Annotated in this window: 16 protein-coding genes and 1 pseudogene; 10 read left to right on the top strand and 7 right to left on the bottom strand. The window is 61.1% G+C overall.

What is annotated here, in order from left to right:
• Nucleotides 1–23: 23 nt before the first annotated feature.
• The 3 genes from accC to aroQ form a co-directional block, all read right to left on the bottom strand.
• Complete coding sequence (gene accC / locus QEZ49_RS09895) at nucleotides 24–1367, bottom strand: acetyl-CoA carboxylase biotin carboxylase subunit (protein ID WP_280386457.1); 1344 nt, start codon at nucleotides 1365–1367, stop codon at nucleotides 24–26.
• A gap of 97 nt (nucleotides 1368–1464) precedes the next feature.
• Entirely contained in the window at nucleotides 1465–1938 is a 474-nt protein-coding gene (gene accB, locus QEZ49_RS09900) for an acetyl-CoA carboxylase biotin carboxyl carrier protein (protein WP_280386459.1), read from the bottom strand.
• A gap of 46 nt (nucleotides 1939–1984) precedes the next feature.
• The gene (gene aroQ, locus QEZ49_RS09905) at nucleotides 1985–2437 is read right to left on the bottom strand and encodes a type II 3-dehydroquinate dehydratase (protein ID WP_280386461.1); all 453 of its coding nucleotides are present in this window, start codon (nucleotides 2435–2437) and stop codon (nucleotides 1985–1987) included.
• Between the two features lie 507 nt (nucleotides 2438–2944).
• Here aroQ and QEZ49_RS09910 point away from each other — a divergent pair.
• Nucleotides 2945–4138: an aminotransferase class V-fold PLP-dependent enzyme gene (locus QEZ49_RS09910; RefSeq protein ID WP_280386463.1), complete on the top strand. Its 1194-nt coding sequence runs from the start codon at nucleotides 2945–2947 to the stop codon at nucleotides 4136–4138.
• A gap of 742 nt (nucleotides 4139–4880) precedes the next feature.
• On the opposite strand, the gene QEZ49_RS09915 is transcribed toward QEZ49_RS09910, so the two are convergent.
• Both QEZ49_RS09915 and QEZ49_RS09920 read right to left on the bottom strand, forming a co-directional pair.
• Nucleotides 4881–5948 carry a twin-arginine translocation signal domain-containing protein gene (locus QEZ49_RS09915; protein ID WP_280386465.1) on the bottom strand — a complete coding sequence of 356 codons (1068 nt, stop codon included), beginning with the start codon at nucleotides 5946–5948 and terminating at the stop codon, nucleotides 4881–4883.
• Nucleotides 5949–6065: 117 nt separating this feature from the next.
• Nucleotides 6066–6746, bottom strand: a complete 681-nt coding sequence (locus QEZ49_RS09920) for a DUF1007 family protein (RefSeq protein ID WP_280386467.1) — start codon at nucleotides 6744–6746, stop codon at nucleotides 6066–6068.
• Nucleotides 6747–6900: 154 nt separating this feature from the next.
• Here QEZ49_RS09920 and QEZ49_RS09925 point away from each other — a divergent pair, with 154 nt between their 5' ends.
• Nucleotides 6901–8016 (top strand): zinc ABC transporter substrate-binding protein, encoded by a 1116-nt coding sequence (locus tag QEZ49_RS09925; protein ID WP_280386469.1) that lies wholly within the window; start codon nucleotides 6901–6903, stop codon nucleotides 8014–8016.
• Between the two features lie 291 nt (nucleotides 8017–8307).
• Here QEZ49_RS09925 and QEZ49_RS09930 read toward each other — a convergent pair whose 3' ends face one another.
• The gene (locus QEZ49_RS09930; protein ID WP_280386471.1) at nucleotides 8308–9240 is read right to left on the bottom strand and encodes a L,D-transpeptidase; all 933 of its coding nucleotides are present in this window, start codon (nucleotides 9238–9240) and stop codon (nucleotides 8308–8310) included.
• 640 nt (nucleotides 9241–9880) lie between these two features.
• On the bottom strand, nucleotides 9881–10402 hold the full coding sequence (locus QEZ49_RS09935; RefSeq protein ID WP_280386473.1) for a cupin domain-containing protein: 522 nt from the start codon (nucleotides 10400–10402) through the stop codon (nucleotides 9881–9883).
• A 140-nt stretch (nucleotides 10403–10542) separates the two neighbouring features.
• On the opposite strand from QEZ49_RS09935, the gene ggt reads away from it, so the two are divergent.
• The 8 genes and pseudogenes from ggt to QEZ49_RS09975 all read left to right on the top strand — a co-directional run bounded on the left by ggt (nucleotide 10543) and on the right by QEZ49_RS09975 (nucleotide 18858).
• A complete protein-coding gene (gene ggt / locus QEZ49_RS09940) occupies nucleotides 10543–12342 on the top strand; it encodes a gamma-glutamyltransferase (RefSeq protein WP_280386474.1) in 1800 nt (599 codons plus the stop codon).
• A 2-nt stretch (nucleotides 12343–12344) separates the two neighbouring features.
• Entirely contained in the window at nucleotides 12345–13349 is a 1005-nt protein-coding gene (locus QEZ49_RS09945; RefSeq protein ID WP_280386476.1) for an FAD-dependent oxidoreductase, read from the top strand.
• A gap of 107 nt (nucleotides 13350–13456) precedes the next feature.
• Nucleotides 13457–13696: a sulfur carrier protein ThiS gene (thiS, locus tag QEZ49_RS09950; RefSeq protein WP_280386477.1), complete on the top strand. Its 240-nt coding sequence runs from the start codon at nucleotides 13457–13459 to the stop codon at nucleotides 13694–13696.
• 33 nt (nucleotides 13697–13729) lie between these two features.
• Nucleotides 13730–14551: a thiazole synthase gene (locus tag QEZ49_RS09955; RefSeq protein ID WP_280386564.1), complete on the top strand. Its 822-nt coding sequence runs from the start codon at nucleotides 13730–13732 to the stop codon at nucleotides 14549–14551.
• 3 nt (nucleotides 14552–14554) lie between these two features.
• Nucleotides 14555–15196 (top strand): thiamine phosphate synthase, encoded by a 642-nt coding sequence (locus QEZ49_RS09960; protein ID WP_280386479.1) that lies wholly within the window; start codon nucleotides 14555–14557, stop codon nucleotides 15194–15196.
• 106 nt (nucleotides 15197–15302) lie between these two features.
• A complete protein-coding gene (locus QEZ49_RS09965) occupies nucleotides 15303–16307 on the top strand; it encodes a CHAD domain-containing protein (RefSeq protein WP_280386481.1) in 1005 nt (334 codons plus the stop codon).
• Nucleotides 16308–16526: 219 nt separating this feature from the next.
• Nucleotides 16527–17588: pseudogene (gene hemH, locus QEZ49_RS09970) on the top strand (ferrochelatase).
• A gap of 277 nt (nucleotides 17589–17865) precedes the next feature.
• Nucleotides 17866–18858, top strand: a complete 993-nt coding sequence (locus QEZ49_RS09975; protein ID WP_280386483.1) for an SPFH domain-containing protein — start codon at nucleotides 17866–17868, stop codon at nucleotides 18856–18858.
• Nucleotides 18859–18892: the final 34 nt, after the last annotated feature.

Consider the following 18892-nt stretch of genomic DNA (forward strand, 5'->3'; position numbering starts at 1 on the left):
CCGCACCCGATGGGTGGAATTTATTACGGCGTTTGCGCGAGGTATTTTTCCAGCCAGTGGATGTCGTACATGCCGTTGGCGATGTCGGCCTGCTGGATGAGATCGTTGAACAGCGGGATGGTGGTCTCGATGCCATCGATCACGAATTCGGACAGCGCGCGCTTCAGGCGCATCAGACATTCATTGCGGGTCTTGCCATGCACGATCAGCTTGCCGATGAGGCTGTCGTAGTAGGGCGGAATGCGATAGCCCTGATAGACACCGGAATCGACGCGAACGCCGAGGCCGCCCGGCGGATGCCAGTAGGTGATCTGGCCCGGTGAGGGACGGAACGTGCGCGGGTTTTCCGCATTGATGCGGCACTCGATGGCGTGGCCCGAGAACGTTACATCCTGCTGGGTCAGCGACAGCTTGGCGCCGGAAGCAACGCGGATCTGCTCCAGCACCAGATCGATGCCGGTGATCGCCTCGGTAACCGGATGCTCCACCTGCAGGCGTGTGTTCATTTCGATGAAGTAGAACTCGCCGTCCTCGTACAGGAACTCCACCGTGCCGGCGCCGCGATACTTCAGCTTGCGCATGGCATCGGCAACCGTCTCGCCGATCTTGGCGCGGGAGGCGGCGTTGAGCGCCGGTGAGGGCGCCTCTTCCAGCACCTTCTGATGGCGGCGCTGTAACGAGCAATCGCGCTCGCCCAGATGGATGGCGTTGCCCTGTCCGTCGCCGAACACCTGCACTTCGATATGGCGCGGTTTGCCGAGATACTTCTCGACATAGACGGCATCGTTGCCGAAGGCTGCCTTGGCTTCGGCGCGGGCCGTTGAAAGCGCCAGGCCCAGGTCGGCTGCGGTGTGCGCAACCTTCATGCCGCGGCCACCGCCGCCTGCTGATGCCTTGATAAGCACGGGGAAGCCCATGCTCTTGGCAACCTTCATTGCCTCGGCTTCGGTGTTGACAGCGCCGTCGGAGCCCGGCACGACCGGAATGCCAAGACGTTTGGCGGTCTCCTTGGCCTCGATCTTGTCGCCCATGATCCGGATATGTTCGGACGTGGGGCCGATAAAGGTGATCTGATGCTCTTCGAGGATCTCGGCGAAGCGGGCGTTTTCCGACAGGAAGCCATAGCCGGGATGAACCGCGTCGGCGCCGGTGATTTCACAGGCAGCCAGCAGGCGCGGGATGTTCAGATAGCTCTCGGCGGCCGGAGGCGGTCCGATACAAACACTTTCGTCGGCGAGGCGGACATGCATGGCGTCGGCATCGGCGGTCGAATGTACGGCCACGGTGGCGATACCGAGCTCCTTGCAAGCGCGCTGGATGCGCAGTGCAATCTCACCTCGGTTTGCAATCAGGACTTTGTCGAACATACGATGTCAGGGCGGCGGGCAGGATCAATGCGATGGCAGGAAGAAGCTGTTTTTTCTCCGTCCACCGCTATGGCCAGCACCCGCAGCCAGCCTCCCTTTATTCGATGATGACGAGTGGTTCGCCGAACTCAACGGGCTGACCATTTTCGATCAGAACTGCGGTCACCTTGCCGGAGTGGGGGGCAGGAATCTGGTTCATGGTCTTCATCGCTTCGATGATGAAGAGCGTGTCGCCCTGGGTAACCTGCGAACCAACCTCAACGAATGATGCAGCGCCAGGCTCCGGCGAACGGTAGGCAGTGCCAACCATCGGCGATTTCACGACGCCGGGATGCTTGGCCGGATCGGCGGACACAGCCTTGGCCGGAGCAGCACTAGCCCCAGCGGAAGCGGCGACCGCTGCCGGAGCGGCGACCACTGACTGGACATTCAGGGTGCGAGCGACGCGGATTTTCAGCCCGCTTTTCTCGATCTCGATTTCACTCAGGCCAGTCTCATTCAACAGTTCGGCGAGCTGGCGGATTACCCGCTGCTCGTCACCTGCCGTATCGCCTTTATCCTTCGCCGTCATGCTTCGCTTTTCCTTCTTGTGCGGCTTGTCTTTCCGCTCAGTCCTTTTAGCCACGACGCGCCTGCGCCAGTAAATCGGCGAGGGCTTCCAAGGCTAACTCGTACCCCTTGGCGCCGAGCCCGCAAATGAGGCCCTTTGCTGCCAGCGTTACATAAGAATGCTGCCGGAATTGTTCGCGGCGGAACAGATTAGATAGATGCACCTCGATAACCGGCAATTCCGCCGCTTGCAGGGCATCCAGAATAGCAATCGACGTGTGTGAATAGGCGCCCGCGTTCAGGATGATGGCTGCAGCGTTGTCACGCGCCTCCTGTATCCAGGTAACGAGCTCACCTTCGCTGTTCGACTGTCGGAAATCGATTGAGAGCCCCAAAGCTGCAGCCCGCGCCTCTGCCCGCTTGCGCACATCCTCAAGGGTGTCCGTGCCATAGATGGCCGGCTCGCGCAGCCCGAGCATGTTAAGGTTTGGTCCGTTGAGGACAAAGATCGGTTTGGCCATAGTTTCCCTGGGGTCTGACCCGCTTGAGGCGGCCGGTTGAACATTATCCGGCCGGGGGCTGGGCCCCGTCTATCAGTTTTCCAACGGGTGCGGAAGAGATCCGGTTATCTTACCCCGGAGTTGAGCCACGCTATGCCCGATTGGTAACCGCTTGCCAAAAAAGCACGCTGGCGGTGCGCCTGGGCGGCTGCCCGGTAAGGTTTCTGGCTAGGCAACGAATGGATGGCCGCCAAGGATAATATCAGCGCAGGGACAGCAGTTGGCTCACCGGTTTCGGATGGGCTCTGACATGGCCGGGCAAGGTGCTACAGTTTGCCCACCCCCGGTCGGGGGTATTGGCAGGGCCCAAACCATGGGCATGGCTTGACGACGGTTTGCTTTCGTACCTATAGCTGGCACTTCGCCGACAAAAGAAAGCCCACGCGGGTGCCTCGTGCTCGGTTTTGGCCGAGGCTGGTGCCGTGGGTAAAGCTGCGAATTGTTCGCAGGGCTGCTAGGGGAACGACAATGGCCAATCACGCCGGCCGACATTTCCTGCAAATTCCGGGCCCTACGCCGGTGCCGGAGCGCGTCCACAATGCCATGTCACGGTCGATGATGGATCATCGCGGCCCGGCTTTCTGTGAATTTGGGCAGAAGCTGTTTGCCGACGTCAAGGGCATCTTCAAAACGCAGCAGCCGGTTATCATCTTTCCGTCCTCGGGCACGGGCTCCTGGGAAGCTGCGCTGACCAACACGCTTTCTCCTGGCGACCACATCATCGTCATGGAAACCGGGCAGTTCGCAGTCCTCTGGACGAAGATGGCTGAACGCATGGGCCTGAAGCCGGAAGTCATCGCCAATGATTGGCGCTCCGGTGCGGATGCGAATGCGCTTGAGGCCCGTCTGCGCGCCGACAGCACACAGCAGATCAAGGCTGTGTGCGTGGTGCAGAACGAGACGTCCACCGGTGCCCGCACCCACATCGACGAAATTCGCAAGGCGATGGATGCCGCCGGTCATTCGGCGCTGCTGATGGTCGACACCATCTCCTCGCTGGCCGCCATGGATTACCGCCATGACGAATGGGGCGTCGACATCACCATTTCGGGCTCGCAAAAGGGCCTGATGTTGCCGCCGGGCCTGTCCTTCACGGCAGTCAGCCAGAAGGCTTTGGCTGCTTCCAAGAAGGCGACACTGGCGCGAGCCTATTTCAGCTGGGATGACATGCTGGCCATCAACGGCTCCGGCACATTCCCCTATACGCCCCCGATCGGTCTGCTGTTTGGCCTCGCTGAGACGATCGCGATCCTGAACGAGGAAGGCCTCAGCAACGTTTTTGCCCGCCATGAGCGCCTAGCCGAAGCGACCCGTCGTGCCGTCAAGGCCTGGGGACTTGAGGTCTGGTGCCAGGATGCACGCGGCTATTCGCCGGTCGTCACGGCTGTCGAGATGCCTGAGGGGCACAACTCCGACGCGTTCCGCAAGATCGTGCTTGAGAACTTCAACATGTCGCTCGGAACCGGCCTCAACAAGCTGGCAGGCAAGGCATTCCGTATCGCTCACCTTGGTTACACCAACGAGCTGACGATCATGGGTGCTCTGGCCGGTGTTGAAATGGGTCTGGAGCTTGCTCGCGTGCCGCACAACAAGGGCGGCGTATTGGCAGCGATGGCCTATCTCGCTGAAGCTGCGAGCCCGGCAACGGCGCAGGCCGCCTGATACTGCCACCGCTGCGGCTGATTTCGGCGCCGGAGTACACACAGAACTGAAAACCCCGCCGTGAGTTGCGGGGTTTTTTATTGCCTTGCTGCGCTCTGCGAACCGGCGATTTTATTTGCTTATACGCGCGCGTCGCAGCGCCTCGCTGATCCGATCGCTGCAAAGATCGTCCTTGTGGAAAGCATCGGTGACGCCTTCGGTGAAAAGGCGGGCGCGATACGCTTGTGTCAGCCAGTTGCTGACCACAACGATCGGGCCTGTGAATCGCACATTCCGTAGCTGCGCGATCGCGGCCAGTGCCTGATGCGGCTCGCCATCGGCCGCAAGGTCGCCAATGAATACAAGCGAAGGCGGTTGCTCGGCGACCCGATCGATGGCGCGATCTAGCGTATTCGCGTGCTCAATAAGGGCGGCATATCCGAACAGAACGCGCAGCGTTGCGCAAATGCGGTCCGCTTCAGCGTCGCAACGTTCGATGACCAGAACGCCCGCTGCATTGGAATTGCTTATGTCGTTAGCTCCTTACTTTGCGGGATGTCCGCGATTGGGTGGGCGTACTGACGACATCAAACCAGAATGGGGAGAGTGCCGAACGGGAAACCGGCGTCCGCGCGAACGGGGTGCGGTTGTGCTTTCCAGATCATTCGGTGCTTGATCGCGTGCGTTACGGTAACGCTGAGCAAATCAGCTGTCCGTCGCCGCGAATTGAAAAACAGTGTTAAAAAATGGGTGGTTAGATAATTTAGCCAATAAAGCTTTCACTATGCCGAGCAGAACGGCGGAAAGCATTGAAGCTGTAGTTGATGCGCCTTGTGATGGCATCTGAGCCTGCAACGTGCGCAACGACAGCATCGGCGATCTGCCGGATGGTGTGGTCCAATTCCTGCGCAATTGGCCAGATGTATTCAACATCGGGGGCAGGGTGCAGCAGATGCCGATGGGCTTCTTCTTCCGCCAGCGACTGATTGAACTCGCTTGCCGCTGCGGCAGTCAGCACAGCCTGTTCGCTATCCTGGAGGCTTTCCCAGAACGGCAGGTTGATCGCCAGCGCTAGAGCGATGCCGTTGCGATTGATGCTGGTGCCGGCGAAATAGGGAGCACTGCGCGTTAATCCGATGGCATAGCTTGCGATGGCGCCACCGCACTCAGCCGCGAGCAATCCGCCGTTTGCGATTGCATCGGCGATTTGGGCTGGCGCCATGTTGACCGGCTCAAGCCCCAGACCACGCGCGACATCGCCACCCAGCCCGTTGATCTGCATTTTGTGTTCAGCGAGTGCACTCACCGTTTCGATGCGCTTGCTGGCCATGAGGTAACTGGTGGGACCGGTATGGGCGGACAGCAGCGGTTTGATATTTGCTTCCGCTCCCAGTTCGTCCCACAGCTCATGCCCGCCGCCTGCCGTGAGCCAGGTGTTGAGCAGGCGCGGCGGCAATCCGCATTCGCCTGGCAGGCCGGAGAAAAAGCTGAAGGCCCGATGTTGTCCAGAATGTGCGTTGAGGTCGCCGAAGAACAGATCCGCGTCGCCCTTTTGCACGGCTGCAAGGCCATCGTCCGCGCTGTACTGAAGCGACACTTCCAGATGCCCTTGCCCGAGCAGCGCAATCGAGCGGGCGAGCCGGTTGGCCCAATCGGCGGGGCCGGCAAATCCATCGGCCCAAGGTAACGCGAGGCGTAGTTGCCGGATGCCCCGATTGATAGCAGGCGTTGGCGTGCTGGTCTGATGATCGGCTGCGAAGGATTGCCCGACCGCCAATGTCGATGCGGCGGCGGCAGCACCCGTCGATTTCAGGAAGTCACGGCGGTCCATCGTAAGCACATCCCTGACGGCAGATGGCGGCATCAAAACCTATCGTGCTACGGTTGACAACGCCCTGTGCAGTGACGGCGTTATCAGCAGCGGCACCGCGTAAAGAGTGCGGGCCGGTTATGACTTTGCGCATTCAATTGCGACAGCACGTGAAGACCCGATGTTTACCGTGCCACCGTCGCCCATGACGCTGGAGAAAGCATCGTTCAGGTTTTGCAGGTCGTTGTCCGGTTCCGGCTGGGCCTCGCTGATGGCGGGCTTGCAGTTGGACGGTGCGCCAGCGCCCAGCTTGATCGGGTCCGCCTCAGCGAAATTGAAGGCGATGAAATAGCTGGAATCGAACACCGAGAATGAAAAGCCCTTGGCATCGGCGGGCACCGGCTTTTCAAGCGGCAGAGTGAAGAACAGCGTCAGGATGCCGTCGTCGGTGTGCTCGAGCCAATAGTCGGTCGGCGGTTTAAAGGTGAGATTGGCATCGCCGAGTTTTGCGCTGATGAAGTAGTCGAACTCCTTCAGGCCGTCGATGTTCACCTGCGCCAGTTCCTGCAACTCCTCGCGCGAGTATTTGCCGTCGCCATTTTTGTCGAGGCCCTCGATCGCGGTCTCTGTATACAGCTCGTCAAACGTCCAGGCCTGCTGGAGGCCAGCGATGGCGCCATTCTCGTAGAGCACCGTCTCTTTCATCGTCACCCAGACGTGCGGATGCGCGGCGGCGCGATCCCACGTTCCAAACATTGCGGTCGTGACGGCAAGCACTGTCGCGACAATGGCGGGCATGGCGGAAATGACGGCGCGCAAAGCTTGTTCTCCTGGAGACGGATCGGCGACGCTAGCCGATGCGCAATGATCGCGAATGTGAATGGTGCAGGAACGTGGCAGTTGCGTGGTCGCGTCCGGTACACTAGCTTTCACCCGGATATTATCACATCACGCCAACAGCAGGATTTATAGCATGACGGGGCGCGTTTGCGCGCTGGGGTCGATGCCCCATTATATAGGTGGCCGCCCTGCCGATGCGGAGTCCCTGCGCGGTGCGTTGGCGGCAATGCTACTGCGGGTTGCGGCGATCTGGCTTCTGGTGGCTGTGCCTTTCCTTGCGTCCTCGATCGCCGCCGCCAACGCAGCTGATGGCGCGCCCGATGCTGTGACGTCGGCGGAAGCGCCTCTTGATGTGGTTGTCACCATCAAGCCCATCCATTCGCTCGTTGCTCAGGTCATGGAGGGCGTAGGACAGCCGTCGCTGCTGGTTGAAGGTTCGGCCTCGCCGCACAGTTTTTCGCTCAAACCATCACAGGTTGCCGCAATCAATCGCGCGACCGTGTTTTTCCGTGTGTCGGAATGGCTGGAGCCGTTCACCGGCAAAGTGGTGCGCGCGCTACCAGCGTCGGTCGAGCTTGTAACCTTGATGGACACGCCGGGGCTGAAGCTGCTGCCCCGGCGCAAGACCGGAACGTTCGAGCCACACGATCACGCGGGTGAGCATTCCCATCATCACGACAGCGATCACGGGCATCACCACAGCCACGATGACGTTGGGTCGAGCGACAGCCACATCTGGCTTGATCCGCAGAACGCCAAGCATCTCGTGAGCTACATCGCGGATGTGCTGAGCAAGCACTATCCGGCCCATGCCGCGAAGTTTGCGGTGAATGCAGAAGCCGCGCATGGGCGCATCGATGCGCTTGCAGCTGAACTGGAGAGCGACCTGCGCGCGGTAAAGGATCGCCCGTTCATCGTGTTCCACGACGCCTATCAGTATTTCGATGTTCGTTTCGCGCTCAACGCGGTTGGCTCGATCACCGTCAGCCCGGATGTGCGCCCGAGCGCGAAGCGCCTGTCGGAGTTGCGTCGGCGTATCCGTTCGCTGAAGGCCGCATGTGTCTTTGCCGAGCCGATGTATCAGCCGCGGCTCGTCGAGGCAGTGATTGAGGGCACGGATGCGCGGTCCGGCACGCTGGATCCGGAGGGAATGCTGCTGAAACCGGGGCCTGACCTTTACGAAAAGCTGATGCGCAATCTCGCGGCGGATCTCAATCGATGCCTGGCAAACGCGGCTAGTGAAGGCTGAGGTTAAGTCGATTGGCAATCGTCATGAACGGGATGAGCCACGCGGGTGAGTGTTACCGGTGTTCGGGCATTTGCTTAGATCACCGGCCCTGGCAACGGAGCTAAACCAGCGTCGGGCAGCAGACCAGCCGACACGCAGGTTCACATTATCCGGGTCTAATTCCGCCTGATGAGGACAATAAAAAAGGCAGCGCTAGAGCGCTGCCTTTTTGTTTGTTTGGTTTGAGAGAGGACTCAGAGAGCAGCGCTCTTTTCTTCCTCAGCATGATCGGTGGAAGCACGCCGGGCAGCCTCAGCCGCCTTCTTCGCGGCCTCGGCAGCGCGCTTTGCAGCTTCGGCAGCGCGGGCTGCGGTGGCAGCGGCGCGTTCGGCGATTGCCAGCGTGTCTTCCGGCAGCGGCAGCAGGCAGCGGGAAACCGCTTCCAGGCTTGCGCTTCGGAAGCTTGACGGGCTTCGGCTGATCCAGCGGACGGCTGTCGATGTCGGCACCCATCGCTTCAGCTTGCGCCGCAGCAGAAGGAGCGAGGTTGCGTACGGGGCGCGCAGCCGGACGATATGCCGGTGGCGTACCTTCCGAGCGGGCCGTGCGCAGCGGTGCTACCGGCCGTGGATCAGGGGCTTCATCGCTGGAAGCGAACGTCTGGCCGTTGAAGCGCTCCCACGTCACGGTCACCTTGGTGCCAACCGGAATGCGCGGATAGAGATCCAGCACGTCCTCGTTGAGCATGCGGATGCAACCCTTCGACACAGCCTGCCCGATCGTCCAAGGCGCGTCGGTGCCATGGATGCGATAGAGGCTGGAGCCGAGGTAGAGCGCGCGCACACCCAGCGGGTTCTGCGGATGGCCACCGGGCACCCAGCTCGGCAGGCGCGGATTTTCGCGCAGCATTTCCGGCGTCGGGCGCCACGACGGATTTTCGCGCTTGCTGGTTACGCTGGTCGCGCCCTGCCAACGGCTCTGCTCGCGCGGCACCGCAATCGGGTAGCTCAGCGCTGTGCCCGTCTTGGTGATGAGATAAAGCCGTCGGTCACCGAAGCTGACGATGATCTGGCCAGACGTGTATTTGGGATTGAAGCTTACAGTCTGTTTGCTGCCGCCCCACTCTTTGCCGCCACCCCATAAAAATTCGAACAGGCTTTGAGCCTGTGCCGACGGAGCAGCGAGGGGAGCGAGCAGCGTTGACGCGGCTACAGCAACAGAACTCATCAGACGGCGGCAGAGCATTTCTGAGGGGCTCCTGAAATTGGGGGAGGGCTAAGCGGGATGCGCTTAAGGATGCGGCCAGTTGGTGAATGCTAGGTTTATCGCAGTCTCATTTTTTGCGGCAGGGCACACCGGCCACACTCACACTTTGAACACAATTTGGCGGGGCCTTCGGCCAGCTATTCCGTGGGCGGTGTGTTCTTTGGCGCACGCTTTTGCGCCTGATTCCATTGGCGAATTGCTCCGATGGCTGAAGCAGGAGGCGGGGCGCTTCGGTGCGTCGCACGATTCGAATCGGGTCAAGGGGTATCCTGTGGAGAAGCTTGGGACGGCGGCGCAGACATATTTTTCGCGGCGAGTGCGAATGGGTTTGTTCCCTTTTTGATCTTGACGCCAGCGGACACATTGGTTAGAACAAAAAAAGAACAGCGGTGTATCCGTTGTCCCTGAAGGTGCGAGAGCGTTTCATCGGAGCAGGCGGCCTATCCCCCACCCCGTTCGGCCGCTTCCGTTGGTCTCGCAAGCAGTGTCTGGCCCAGTGCGGGTTTGCGTAATCGGTTGCGTCAGTAGGGTCTGAGGTACTCGGTCACCGGCGCGGCGAGCCCCCTTCGCCGTTCCGGTGATCCGCACCGTCGGATGGGCTAAGGGCCATCCGCGCCACCTAGTGCCGGGAGGCCGGCGGCACGGATTTTAGGGGGTCGGTTTCGCTAGGAGACGGCGCCTTTTCGGTATTCGGCACGCCATCGGCGCCCATGAATACCGCAAGAATCCGAGCCGGAATGCCGCCGGAGTTGCGGCCGCTGTGGGGCCAATCCATCGCTTCCATGACGGCGTCGCCCTGACGGTACGTCCGGGTGCCCTGCGCGCCGTAGTCGACGGTAACCTCGCCCTCCAATATGTATCCGAACATGGGCACGTCGTGCTGGTGCCAGCCGGTTGTCTCACCGGGCTGCATGGTTACGATGACTGCGGTTACATGCGCGGGGCGCTGTTCTGGATAGGCGATGGCCTGACCAATCACCGTTTGCGCCGTATTGAGCAGGGTGGTTACGCTCTCGCCCGCGTGCGCAGGAGCGTTGGCCTCGCGGGCAATGCTCCTTTCGCCCAGGGTTGCCAGACCGACCAGCATCAGGCCAAGACACAGGCCCGGCAGATATCGGTAAGCTAATTGTCTACGTGCCATGCCCTGCTCTCTTTGAACGTCGCGCGAATGCGGATTGTGCTCTGCGGGATCATGGCCGAAGTTGATGAACAACTCCCCCTTCCTCGCATCCTTGTTAGGCCCATCGAATGCCAATGATTGCTCGCTCCGGAACTCAGACTTTGGTTGGCCGCGCAGGCGTTGCCCTGCGACGGTACGGTTTGAGTTGGGCGGCTGCCGTCTGGATCGGCGTCGGCATCGCCATGATGGCGATGCCCAGTGCGGCCGTGGCCCAGTTGCTCGATCCGCGCAGCCAGCCCGAGGCGGCATCGGGGTATGGCCGCCACAAACTGGCAGCTGCAACGCGCCACATGGTTTCGGCGGCCAACGCGCGCGCCGCCGAGGCAGGGCGCGAGATGCTGCGCCAGGGCGGCTCGGCTATCGACGCCGCCATTGCAACGCAGCTCGTGCTCAACATCGTCGAGCCGCAATCGAGCGGCATCGGCGGCGGGGCGTTCATTCTCTATTGGGACAAGGCGAAGGCGTCGCTGCAGGTTTATGACGGCCGCGAAACCGCCCCGGCATCGGCCGAACCGGATCGCTTCATGAAGGACGGCAAACCGATGCCGTTTGGTGAGGCAGTGCGCTCCGGCTTGAGCATCGGCGTGCCAGGAATTGTGCGTCTGCTGGAAGACACCCATCGCCAGCACGGCAAGCTGCCGTGGGCGAAGCTGTTCGAGCCCGCGATCCGCCTTGCCGAGGAAGGCTTTGAGGTTTCGCCGCGGCTTAATCTGCTGCTGCATCTCGAAGGCGCCGACAGCTTTGTGCCCGCAGCGCGGCGGTATTTTTTTACCGAGGATGGTGCACCGGTGCCGGTGGGACACCTGCTCAAGAATCCCGAATTTGCTAAAACACTGCGCGCGATCGCAGCGGATGGATCGGAAGCGTTTTACAGCGGTGAGATAGCGCAGGCGATTGTCGATGCGGTGGCTTCTGCGCCGATCGCTGCCGGCGGCATGACGCTGGAGGATCTGAGCAATTATCAGGTCAAGCAGCGCGCGCCGCTGTGCATCACCTATCGGACCTATGAGGTGTGCGGCGTTGGCGCGCCTTCGTCGGGCGGCATCGCGGTGGCGCAAACGCTGAAGCTGATTGAGCCGTTCAATCTGGGCAATTCGCCGGATGTGGCGCTAGGTGCGCCGGCTGTGCATCTGATTGCTGAAGCGCAGAAGCTCGCCTTTGCCGATCGCAATCGTTACATCGGCGATCCTGAATTCGTGCACGTTCCCGAGGGCATGCTGGACGAGGCGTATCTGGCGGAGCGCCGCAAGCTGATCGATCCGAAAAATGCCGCCGATCGTCCGCCCGCAGGCAAGCCACCGGGATCGGAGAGGCAGTCATTCGGCGTTGATGCAACGGTTGAGCGCGCAGGCACCAGCCACATCTCCATCATCGATGCGGACGGCAACGCGCTGTCGATGACCACCACGATCGAAGGCGCTTTCGGTTCGCATAACTGGGCAGCGGGTTTTCTGCTTAACAATGAGCTGACGGATTTTTCGTTGCGTCCGGTTGATGCCGATGGCCAGCCGGCTGCCAATGCGGTGGGGCCGGGTAAACGGCCGCGATCGTCCATGTCGCCCACTATCGTGTTCGACGCGCAGCGCAACGTTGAAGCCGTGCTGGGTTCGCCCGGTGGCAGCCGCATCATCCTGTATGTGCTGAAGACGCTGATCGCGATGATCGACTGGCGCATGGATGCACAGCAGGCGGCAGACCTGTTGAACTTCGGCAGCCAGGGGCATGCGCTTGAGCTGGAAGTGGGTTGGCGTGCGGTGCCATTGGCTCTGGCGTTGCGGCCGTTTGGGCATGCCATTTTGCCTTCGCTCATGACATCGGGTGTGCATATCGTTGGTCAGCGCAATGGCCAGCTTGAGGGTGCGGCCGATATCCGCCGTGAAGGCGCCGCACTCGGAGATTGAGCATGACGCGTTCCATTACGGTGCTCGGTGCCGGGGTTCTGGGTCTCTGGCAGGCGCTGACCCTCGCGCGGGCGGGCCATCGGGTGCGTCTGCTGGAAAGCAGCGCTGAGCCATTTGCAGCGGCTGCCAGTCTCTATGGCGGTGTGATGCTGGCGCCGGAGCGTGAGGCGGAAACAGCGCCGGCCATGCTGCGCGAACTGGGCCTTGAAGGCGTCGCGCTCTGGCGTGCGCTTTATCCGCAGTTGTGCTGTAACGGCAGCCTGGTGATGGCGAGCCCGCGCGATCAGGGTGAACTGGAACGTTTCGCACACCGCACACAAGGCCACGGCTTGTTGCGCGCCGACGAACTGGCTGAGCGCGAGCCCGATCTTGCCGGGCGTTTCAACGGCGCGCTGTTCTTTGCCGACGAAGCACACATGTCTGCGCCAGATGCGTTGCAGTTTTTGCTGGATGAAGCGCGTCAGGCGGGTGCCGAGATTGTATTCGGTGTTGGCGCTGGCGTTGACACTGACGGCCACGACGCCGCCGATGTGGTCATCGATTGTCGCGGTATGGCGGCACGCGATCACCTGCCCGATCTGCGCGGTGTACGCGGCGAGCGCGTGTTGATCCGCTCCAATGACGTCACGCTATCGCGGCCGGTGCAGTTCCTGCATCCGCGCATTCCGCTTTATGTCGTGCCGTGGGGCGACGGGCTGTACATGATTGGTGCCACCGTTATCGAAAGCGAAGAGTCCGGCGCGATGAGCGTGCGCTCTGCGCTGGAGCTTCTGGGCGGTGCCTATGCGGTGCATCCGGCGTTCGCCGAGGCTGAGATTCTGGCCTTTGGAGCAGGCGTGAGGCCCGCGTTTCCCGATAACGTGCCGCGCGCGATCGTGCGCGATGGGGGGCGGCGCATATTCGTAAATGGCGCCTATCGGCATGGCTTTCTGCTTGGCCCGGTTCTGGCGCGCACGGTGGCGGATTATCTGGCTGATGGCCGCACGGGTGCACTGTTGCGGGTTTGAGTGCGGCGCTGGATGCGGGCTGGATTTGCCGTCGATGCGGTATTAAACCGGCTCCGTTCCTATATATCCGCATATCGGGTTAGGCGAAGTTGCCCGGGAGACTGGCGATGGACGCAAGTATTGATGATCGAGGCGACACTGGCTGCGCGGTTGAGATCGTTGTGAACGGTGAGGCGACGGCGACCGCCGCGCCGACGTTGCTCGATCTGGTGGCGGAGCGCGGCCTGGCGGATGTGCGCATTGCCACTGCGCGCAACGGTGATTTCATTCCCGAACGCGCGCGCGCCGAAACACGTTTGCAGGCGGGAGACCGCATTGAAATTCTTTCCGCACGCCACGGCGGCTGAGGCCACGCAACCATGAACGCACCTTCAACCGGGATGGACATCAAGGCGGCGGCTGAACGCAGCGCGCTGACGCTGTATGGCGAGGCTTTGTCTTCGCGCATGCTGATCGGCACAGCGCAATATCCTTCGCCGCAAGTTCTGGCCGAAGCGGTTGAAGCGTCAGGCGCAGGCATCGTAACGGTTTCGCTGCGGCGGGAGCAGGCGCGTGGGCGCACCGGTGAGCGGTTTTTGCAGCTCATTGCCGATCTCGGTGTTCGCGTTCTGCCCAACACCGCAGGATGTCACACGGTAAAAGAGGCCGTCACCACTGCGCACATGGCGCGCGAGCTGTTCGATACGCCGTGGCTGAAGCTTGAGGTGATCGCCAACGACGACACGTTGCAGCCGGACGTGTTCGGTCTCGTTGATGCTGCGCGGACGCTGTGTGCCGATGGCTTCAACGTGCTGCCGTACACGACGGAAGATCTTTCGGTGGCGGATCGGTTGCTTGCCGCCGGTTGCCGCGTGCTGATGCCGTGGGGCGCGCCGATTGGCACCGGGCGCGGTCTTGCCAACCCCTATGCGCTGCGTAGCATGCGCGCCTATTTTCCCGATGTGCCGTTGATTATCGACGCCGGCATCGGTGCGCCGTCCCACGCCGCGCAGGCAATGGAAATGGGCTTTGATGGCGTGCTTCTGAACACCGCGATTGCAAAGGCTGCCGATCCTGTGCGCATGGCGCGCGCGTTCGCGCAGGCGATTGAAGCCGGTCGCACCGCCTATGAAGCTGGCCTCATGGGCGTGCGCGATATGGCTCAGCCATCGACCCCGGTGGTCGGTACGCCTTTTTTTGATCTACGCAAGGATGGTGCCTGAGCCGTGACTGATCCGAAAAATGCGCCATCAATTTCGCAGCCAGATGTTTTCTATCCCATCGTGCCGGATGCCGCCTGGGCGGCGCGTGTCATTTCGCTGGGTGTGCGTACGCTGCAACTGCGCATCAAGGATGCGGCGTCGGCGGATGTTCTGCAGCAGATCGAAGCCACGCTTGCGATTGCGCGGCGCTATGGATGCCAGCTGATCGTGAACGACTATTGGCGCGAGGCGATTGCTGCGGGTGCGGACTATGTGCACCTCGGGCAGGAAGACCTAACCGCCGCTGACGTTGCCGCGATCAAAGCTGCTGGCATTCGCATCGGCATTTCGACCCACTCCATTGAAGAGCTGGATATCGCACTCGCAGCCGGGCCTGACTACATTGCGCTTGGTCCGATCTACGAGACGAAGCTGAAGGCGATGAAATGGCAGCCGCAGGGGTTGGATCGCATCGGCGTATGGAAACAGCGAATCGGGGCGCTGCCGCTGGTTGCGATTGGTGGCATTACGCCGGAACGGGCCGATGGCGTCGTGGCTGCGGGCGCTGATAGCGTCGCTGTCATTACCGATTTTATGACAGCGCAACATCCTGAGAAACGCATCGAAACCTGGCTTGCGTGGGCGACGCGTCAACGGTTGGCTTAAGGTTCAGAGCTTACACTGCTTGCCTCTAAAGTGATCGCAGCATCAAATGCGCGCGACAACTGCATCGATATCCATTGCAGAACAGAGTGCAGACGAACGGTGATGCATGGCGTTTCGCTTCAAACCCACAGAACGCATTGAAGATGGCTTTCAGCGCATCGTCGCTGAGCAGATTGCACGCGCGCAGCAAATTCTGCGTACCGCAGACGAGCAATCCGTCGCCGTGCACGAGGCGCGCAAATCGATAAAGCGGCTGCGTGCGCTGCTGCGGCTGGTGCGGCCTTCGATTGGTGAAAAAACCTTCAAAAGTGAGAACGCTTTTCTTCGCGATATAGGCCTGTCGCTTTCCGGCGCGCGCGATTGTTTCGTGCTGGCGGAGACGTTGAAGACACTAGGCGCTGAAGCGCAGATCGAACCGCGCTCGCTTATCGCCGAAGTGTGCGAGTGCATCGCTGGCAATAGTGAAGCAAGCGATCCTCAGCAAACGCGATTGGCGATCAAGCGGGCCGATGCATTGCTCGATGATGCGAAGGCTCGCCTTGAAGCGCTGAAGTTCGCCGGTAGCCAGTTCGATGTCGTCGGTGCAGGTTTGGAGCAATCCTATCGCCGCGCCCGTCTCGCGTTTGCTGAAGCCTATCGCAGCGGCGATGATGAGGCGTTCCACGAATGGCGCAAGGGCGCGCAGACGCACTGGCGCCAGATGCTGCTGCTTGCGCCGGCATGGCCGGCTTATCTGGGCGCGCGGGCGGCTGAGGCGCGGGCTTTGTCGCAGTTGCTTGGCGATGATCACGATCTGGCCGTCGTGGTTGCCTTTCTGCAGTCCGATGCAACAACCGATGTGGATGAAAAAGGCCGCGTGTTGATTGTGGCCAAGGCTAGGGATGCACAGCAAGCTCTGCGCGTAGAAGCCCATGCACGGGGCCAACGGCTGTTTGCGGCGGGACCGAAACGTCTGCGTCGCGCAGTGGGTGAGTTCTGGAATGCGGCGGCGGCTCTCAAAGCGCTGGAAGATGACCGTACCGCCGAACCGTCATGTAATGGCGGTAACGGGGGCAAGGCCCGCAAGCGCGTTAGCAATGTTGGCCGCAAAGTCAGAAAATCGGCTGAATAGCCTTATGCAACTCAAGGGCTGAAAAGCCGATCAGGTGCCGGTTCGCCAGGGCGTATGGCTTGGCGCGGGACAGGCCCGGTGGCGGCTCGTTCCGGTGCTTTAAGCCCCTCACACAATTGTCGATTTGTGCCTTAGCGCTGAACCTGGATATTGGCTAGGGTACAGCCCGATATTAAATCGGTGCCATAGAGCCGATAGCTCAGCCAGGATTTCCCACCCGTGAACGAGATAAAGCCTGCCGCGACCTTCCAGCCCGATCCGCGGTTCCGCCCGGCCAACCATCCGAACGTCAAATGCGGACGCATCGGCGTTCTGCTGCTCAATCTCGGCACGCCGGACGGCACCGACTACTGGTCGATGCGGCGCTACCTTGAGGAGCTTTTGTCCGACGAGCGCGTCATTGAGGTGCCTCGCTGGAAGTGGTGGCCAATTCTCAATCTCATCATTCTCACCGTCCGCCCCGGCGCCAAGGGCAAGGACTACGACACCATCTGGAACAAAGAGCTGGACGAAGGCCCGCTGAAGACGATCACGCGCGGCCAGGCCCAGAAGTTGGCGGCCGCCGTAGGTAATCCGGAACGGATCGAAGTCGACTTCGCGATGCGATAGGCGAACCCGACGACTGAGAGCCGCATAAAGGCGCTGATGGAAAAGGGATGCGATCGCATCCTGCTGGTGCCGCTCTATCCCCAGTACGCCGCCGCGACGACGGCGACTGCCGCCGATCAGGCGTTCCGCGCCCTGATGAAGATGCGCTGGCAGCCCGCTGTTCGCGTCGCGCCGAGTTATCACGATGATCCGGTCTACATCGACGCCGTCGCCAACGCGATGCGCCAGGATCTGGCCAAACTCGATTTCGAGCCGGAAATGATCATCGCGACGTTTCACGGCATGCCGCAGGCATACCTGGAAGCGGGCGATCCCTACCATTGCCAGTGCCAGAAGACCTCGCGCCTCCTTCGCGCCAGCCTTGGATGGCCTGAGGAAAAGTGGCTGACCACATTCCAGTCGCGCTTTGGCAATGATCCCTGGCTGCAGCCCTACACTGACGAGACAGTGAAGCGCCTTGCTGCGGAAGGCGTCAAACGGCTGGCACTGGTCGCGCCGGGCTTCTCGGCGGACTGCCTCGAAACGCTTGAAGAGCTTGACGGCGAAAACCGCCATTACTTCGAGGGTGGCGGCGGTGAAAAATTCGCTTATCTGCCAGCGCTGAACGACAGCGACGAGGGCATCCGCGTCATTGAGGCGGTGGTCCGCCGCGAGTTACAAGGCTGGATCTGATCGCCTGATCGCTCAGCGGTGATCGGCACCTTATGGGATGCGGCGGCAACTACTCGCTGTAGCCCGCCGTACGTTGGTGCGCGCTTGCTTGTAAAAAACGGCACGCCCCGGCCCAGGCCCCACCGTTGGCCATATTACTGCGCCACCCTTCCGCCATACAGGCTTCGTCCGCAGTTCAGGTGTGTTCCATAACTGACTGTCGAGGCACCGTTTTTTAATATTGTGTTTGCCTCAGTACGGTAGCGTGCCGGGGCTGCATCTCACCCCCGGGGGCTCCATGGAACCATCATTTTTCGCCGCGAATACCGGCTTTGAAGTTTTCGGCGTGCTGCTCGTCATTCTGGCGGTCGTCATCCTGTGGTCGACGGTCAAGATCGTGCCCCAGGGCATGAACTACACGGTCGAGAATTTCGGCCGTTACACCCGTACGCTGACGCCCGGCCTGCATATTCTTATCCCGGTGATGGAGCGCATCGGCCACCGAATGAACATGAAGGAGCAGGTGCTCGATATTCCGAGCCAGGATGTCATCACGCGCGACAACGCCATGGTGCGCGTCAACGGCGTCACCTTCTTTCAGATCTTGAATGCGGCGCGCGCAGCTTACGAAGTGGACGCGCTGGAGCCTTCGATCGTCAACCTGACGATGACGAATATCCGTACTGTTATGGGCTCGATGGATCTCGACGAACTGCTGTCCAATCGTGATCAGATCAACGCGCGGCTGTTGCAGGTGCTCGATCAGGCAACGGAAGCCTGGGGCATCAAGGTCACCCGCATCGAGATCAAGGACATCGATCCGCCGCGCGATCTGGTTGACGCGATGGCCCGTCAGATGAAGGCTGAACGCGAAAAACGTGCACAGATCCTTGATGCAGAAGGCTCACGTGCAGCGGAAATTCTGCGTGCTGAGGGCGAGAAGCAGGCCGTGATGCTTGAGGCCGAAGGCCGTAAAGAAGCTGCGTTCCGCGATGCCGAAGCCCGCGAGCGTTCCGCGGAAGCGGAAGCCAGGGCGACGCAGATGGTTTCCGACGCCATCGCCAATGGCAACGTGCAGGCCATCAACTACTTCGTCGCCAACAACTACGTGAAGGCCCTTGAATCGCTTGCCAAAGCGCCGAACCAGAAAGTGATTTTGATGCCGCTGGAAGCATCCTCGGTTATCGGATCGCTAGCCGGTCTGGCCCAGATCACCGGCGAGGCGTTCGGTAGTGGCTCGGGAGCGCCTGCGCCATCGACACCGCCGCGAGGCAGCGTGCCGCGCGCCTGAGGATCAGGCTCGAACGATGCAGCGCATGCAGGAT

Origin of the sequence: Hyphomicrobium sp. D-2 (genome assembly GCF_029872155.1) — a bacterium.
Classification (GTDB): Bacteria; Pseudomonadota; Alphaproteobacteria; order Rhizobiales; family Hyphomicrobiaceae; genus Hyphomicrobium_A.

Coding starts and splice junctions, on each gene's coding strand:
- accC (WP_280386457.1), bottom strand. CDS start 1,367: ATGTTCGACAAAGTCCTGATTGCAAACCGAGGTGAGATTGCACTGCGC.
- accB (WP_280386459.1), bottom strand. CDS start 1,938: ATGACGGCGAAGGATAAAGGCGATACGGCAGGTGACGAGCAGCGGGTA.
- aroQ (WP_280386461.1), bottom strand. CDS start 2,437: ATGGCCAAACCGATCTTTGTCCTCAACGGACCAAACCTTAACATGCTC.
- QEZ49_RS09910 (WP_280386463.1), top strand. CDS start 2,945: ATGGCCAATCACGCCGGCCGACATTTCCTGCAAATTCCGGGCCCTACG.
- QEZ49_RS09915 (WP_280386465.1), bottom strand. CDS start 5,948: ATGGACCGCCGTGACTTCCTGAAATCGACGGGTGCTGCCGCCGCCGCA.
- QEZ49_RS09925 (WP_280386469.1), top strand. CDS start 6,901: ATGACGGGGCGCGTTTGCGCGCTGGGGTCGATGCCCCATTATATAGGT.
- QEZ49_RS09930 (WP_280386471.1), bottom strand. CDS start 9,240: ATGCTCTGCCGCCGTCTGATGAGTTCTGTTGCTGTAGCCGCGTCAACG.
- QEZ49_RS09935 (WP_280386473.1), bottom strand. CDS start 10,402: ATGGCACGTAGACAATTAGCTTACCGATATCTGCCGGGCCTGTGTCTT.
- QEZ49_RS09945 (WP_280386476.1), top strand. CDS start 12,345: ATGACGCGTTCCATTACGGTGCTCGGTGCCGGGGTTCTGGGTCTCTGG.
- thiS (WP_280386477.1), top strand. CDS start 13,457: ATGGACGCAAGTATTGATGATCGAGGCGACACTGGCTGCGCGGTTGAG.
- QEZ49_RS09955 (WP_280386564.1), top strand. CDS start 13,730: ATGGACATCAAGGCGGCGGCTGAACGCAGCGCGCTGACGCTGTATGGC.
- QEZ49_RS09965 (WP_280386481.1), top strand. CDS start 15,303: ATGGCGTTTCGCTTCAAACCCACAGAACGCATTGAAGATGGCTTTCAG.
- QEZ49_RS09975 (WP_280386483.1), top strand. CDS start 17,866: ATGGAACCATCATTTTTCGCCGCGAATACCGGCTTTGAAGTTTTCGGC.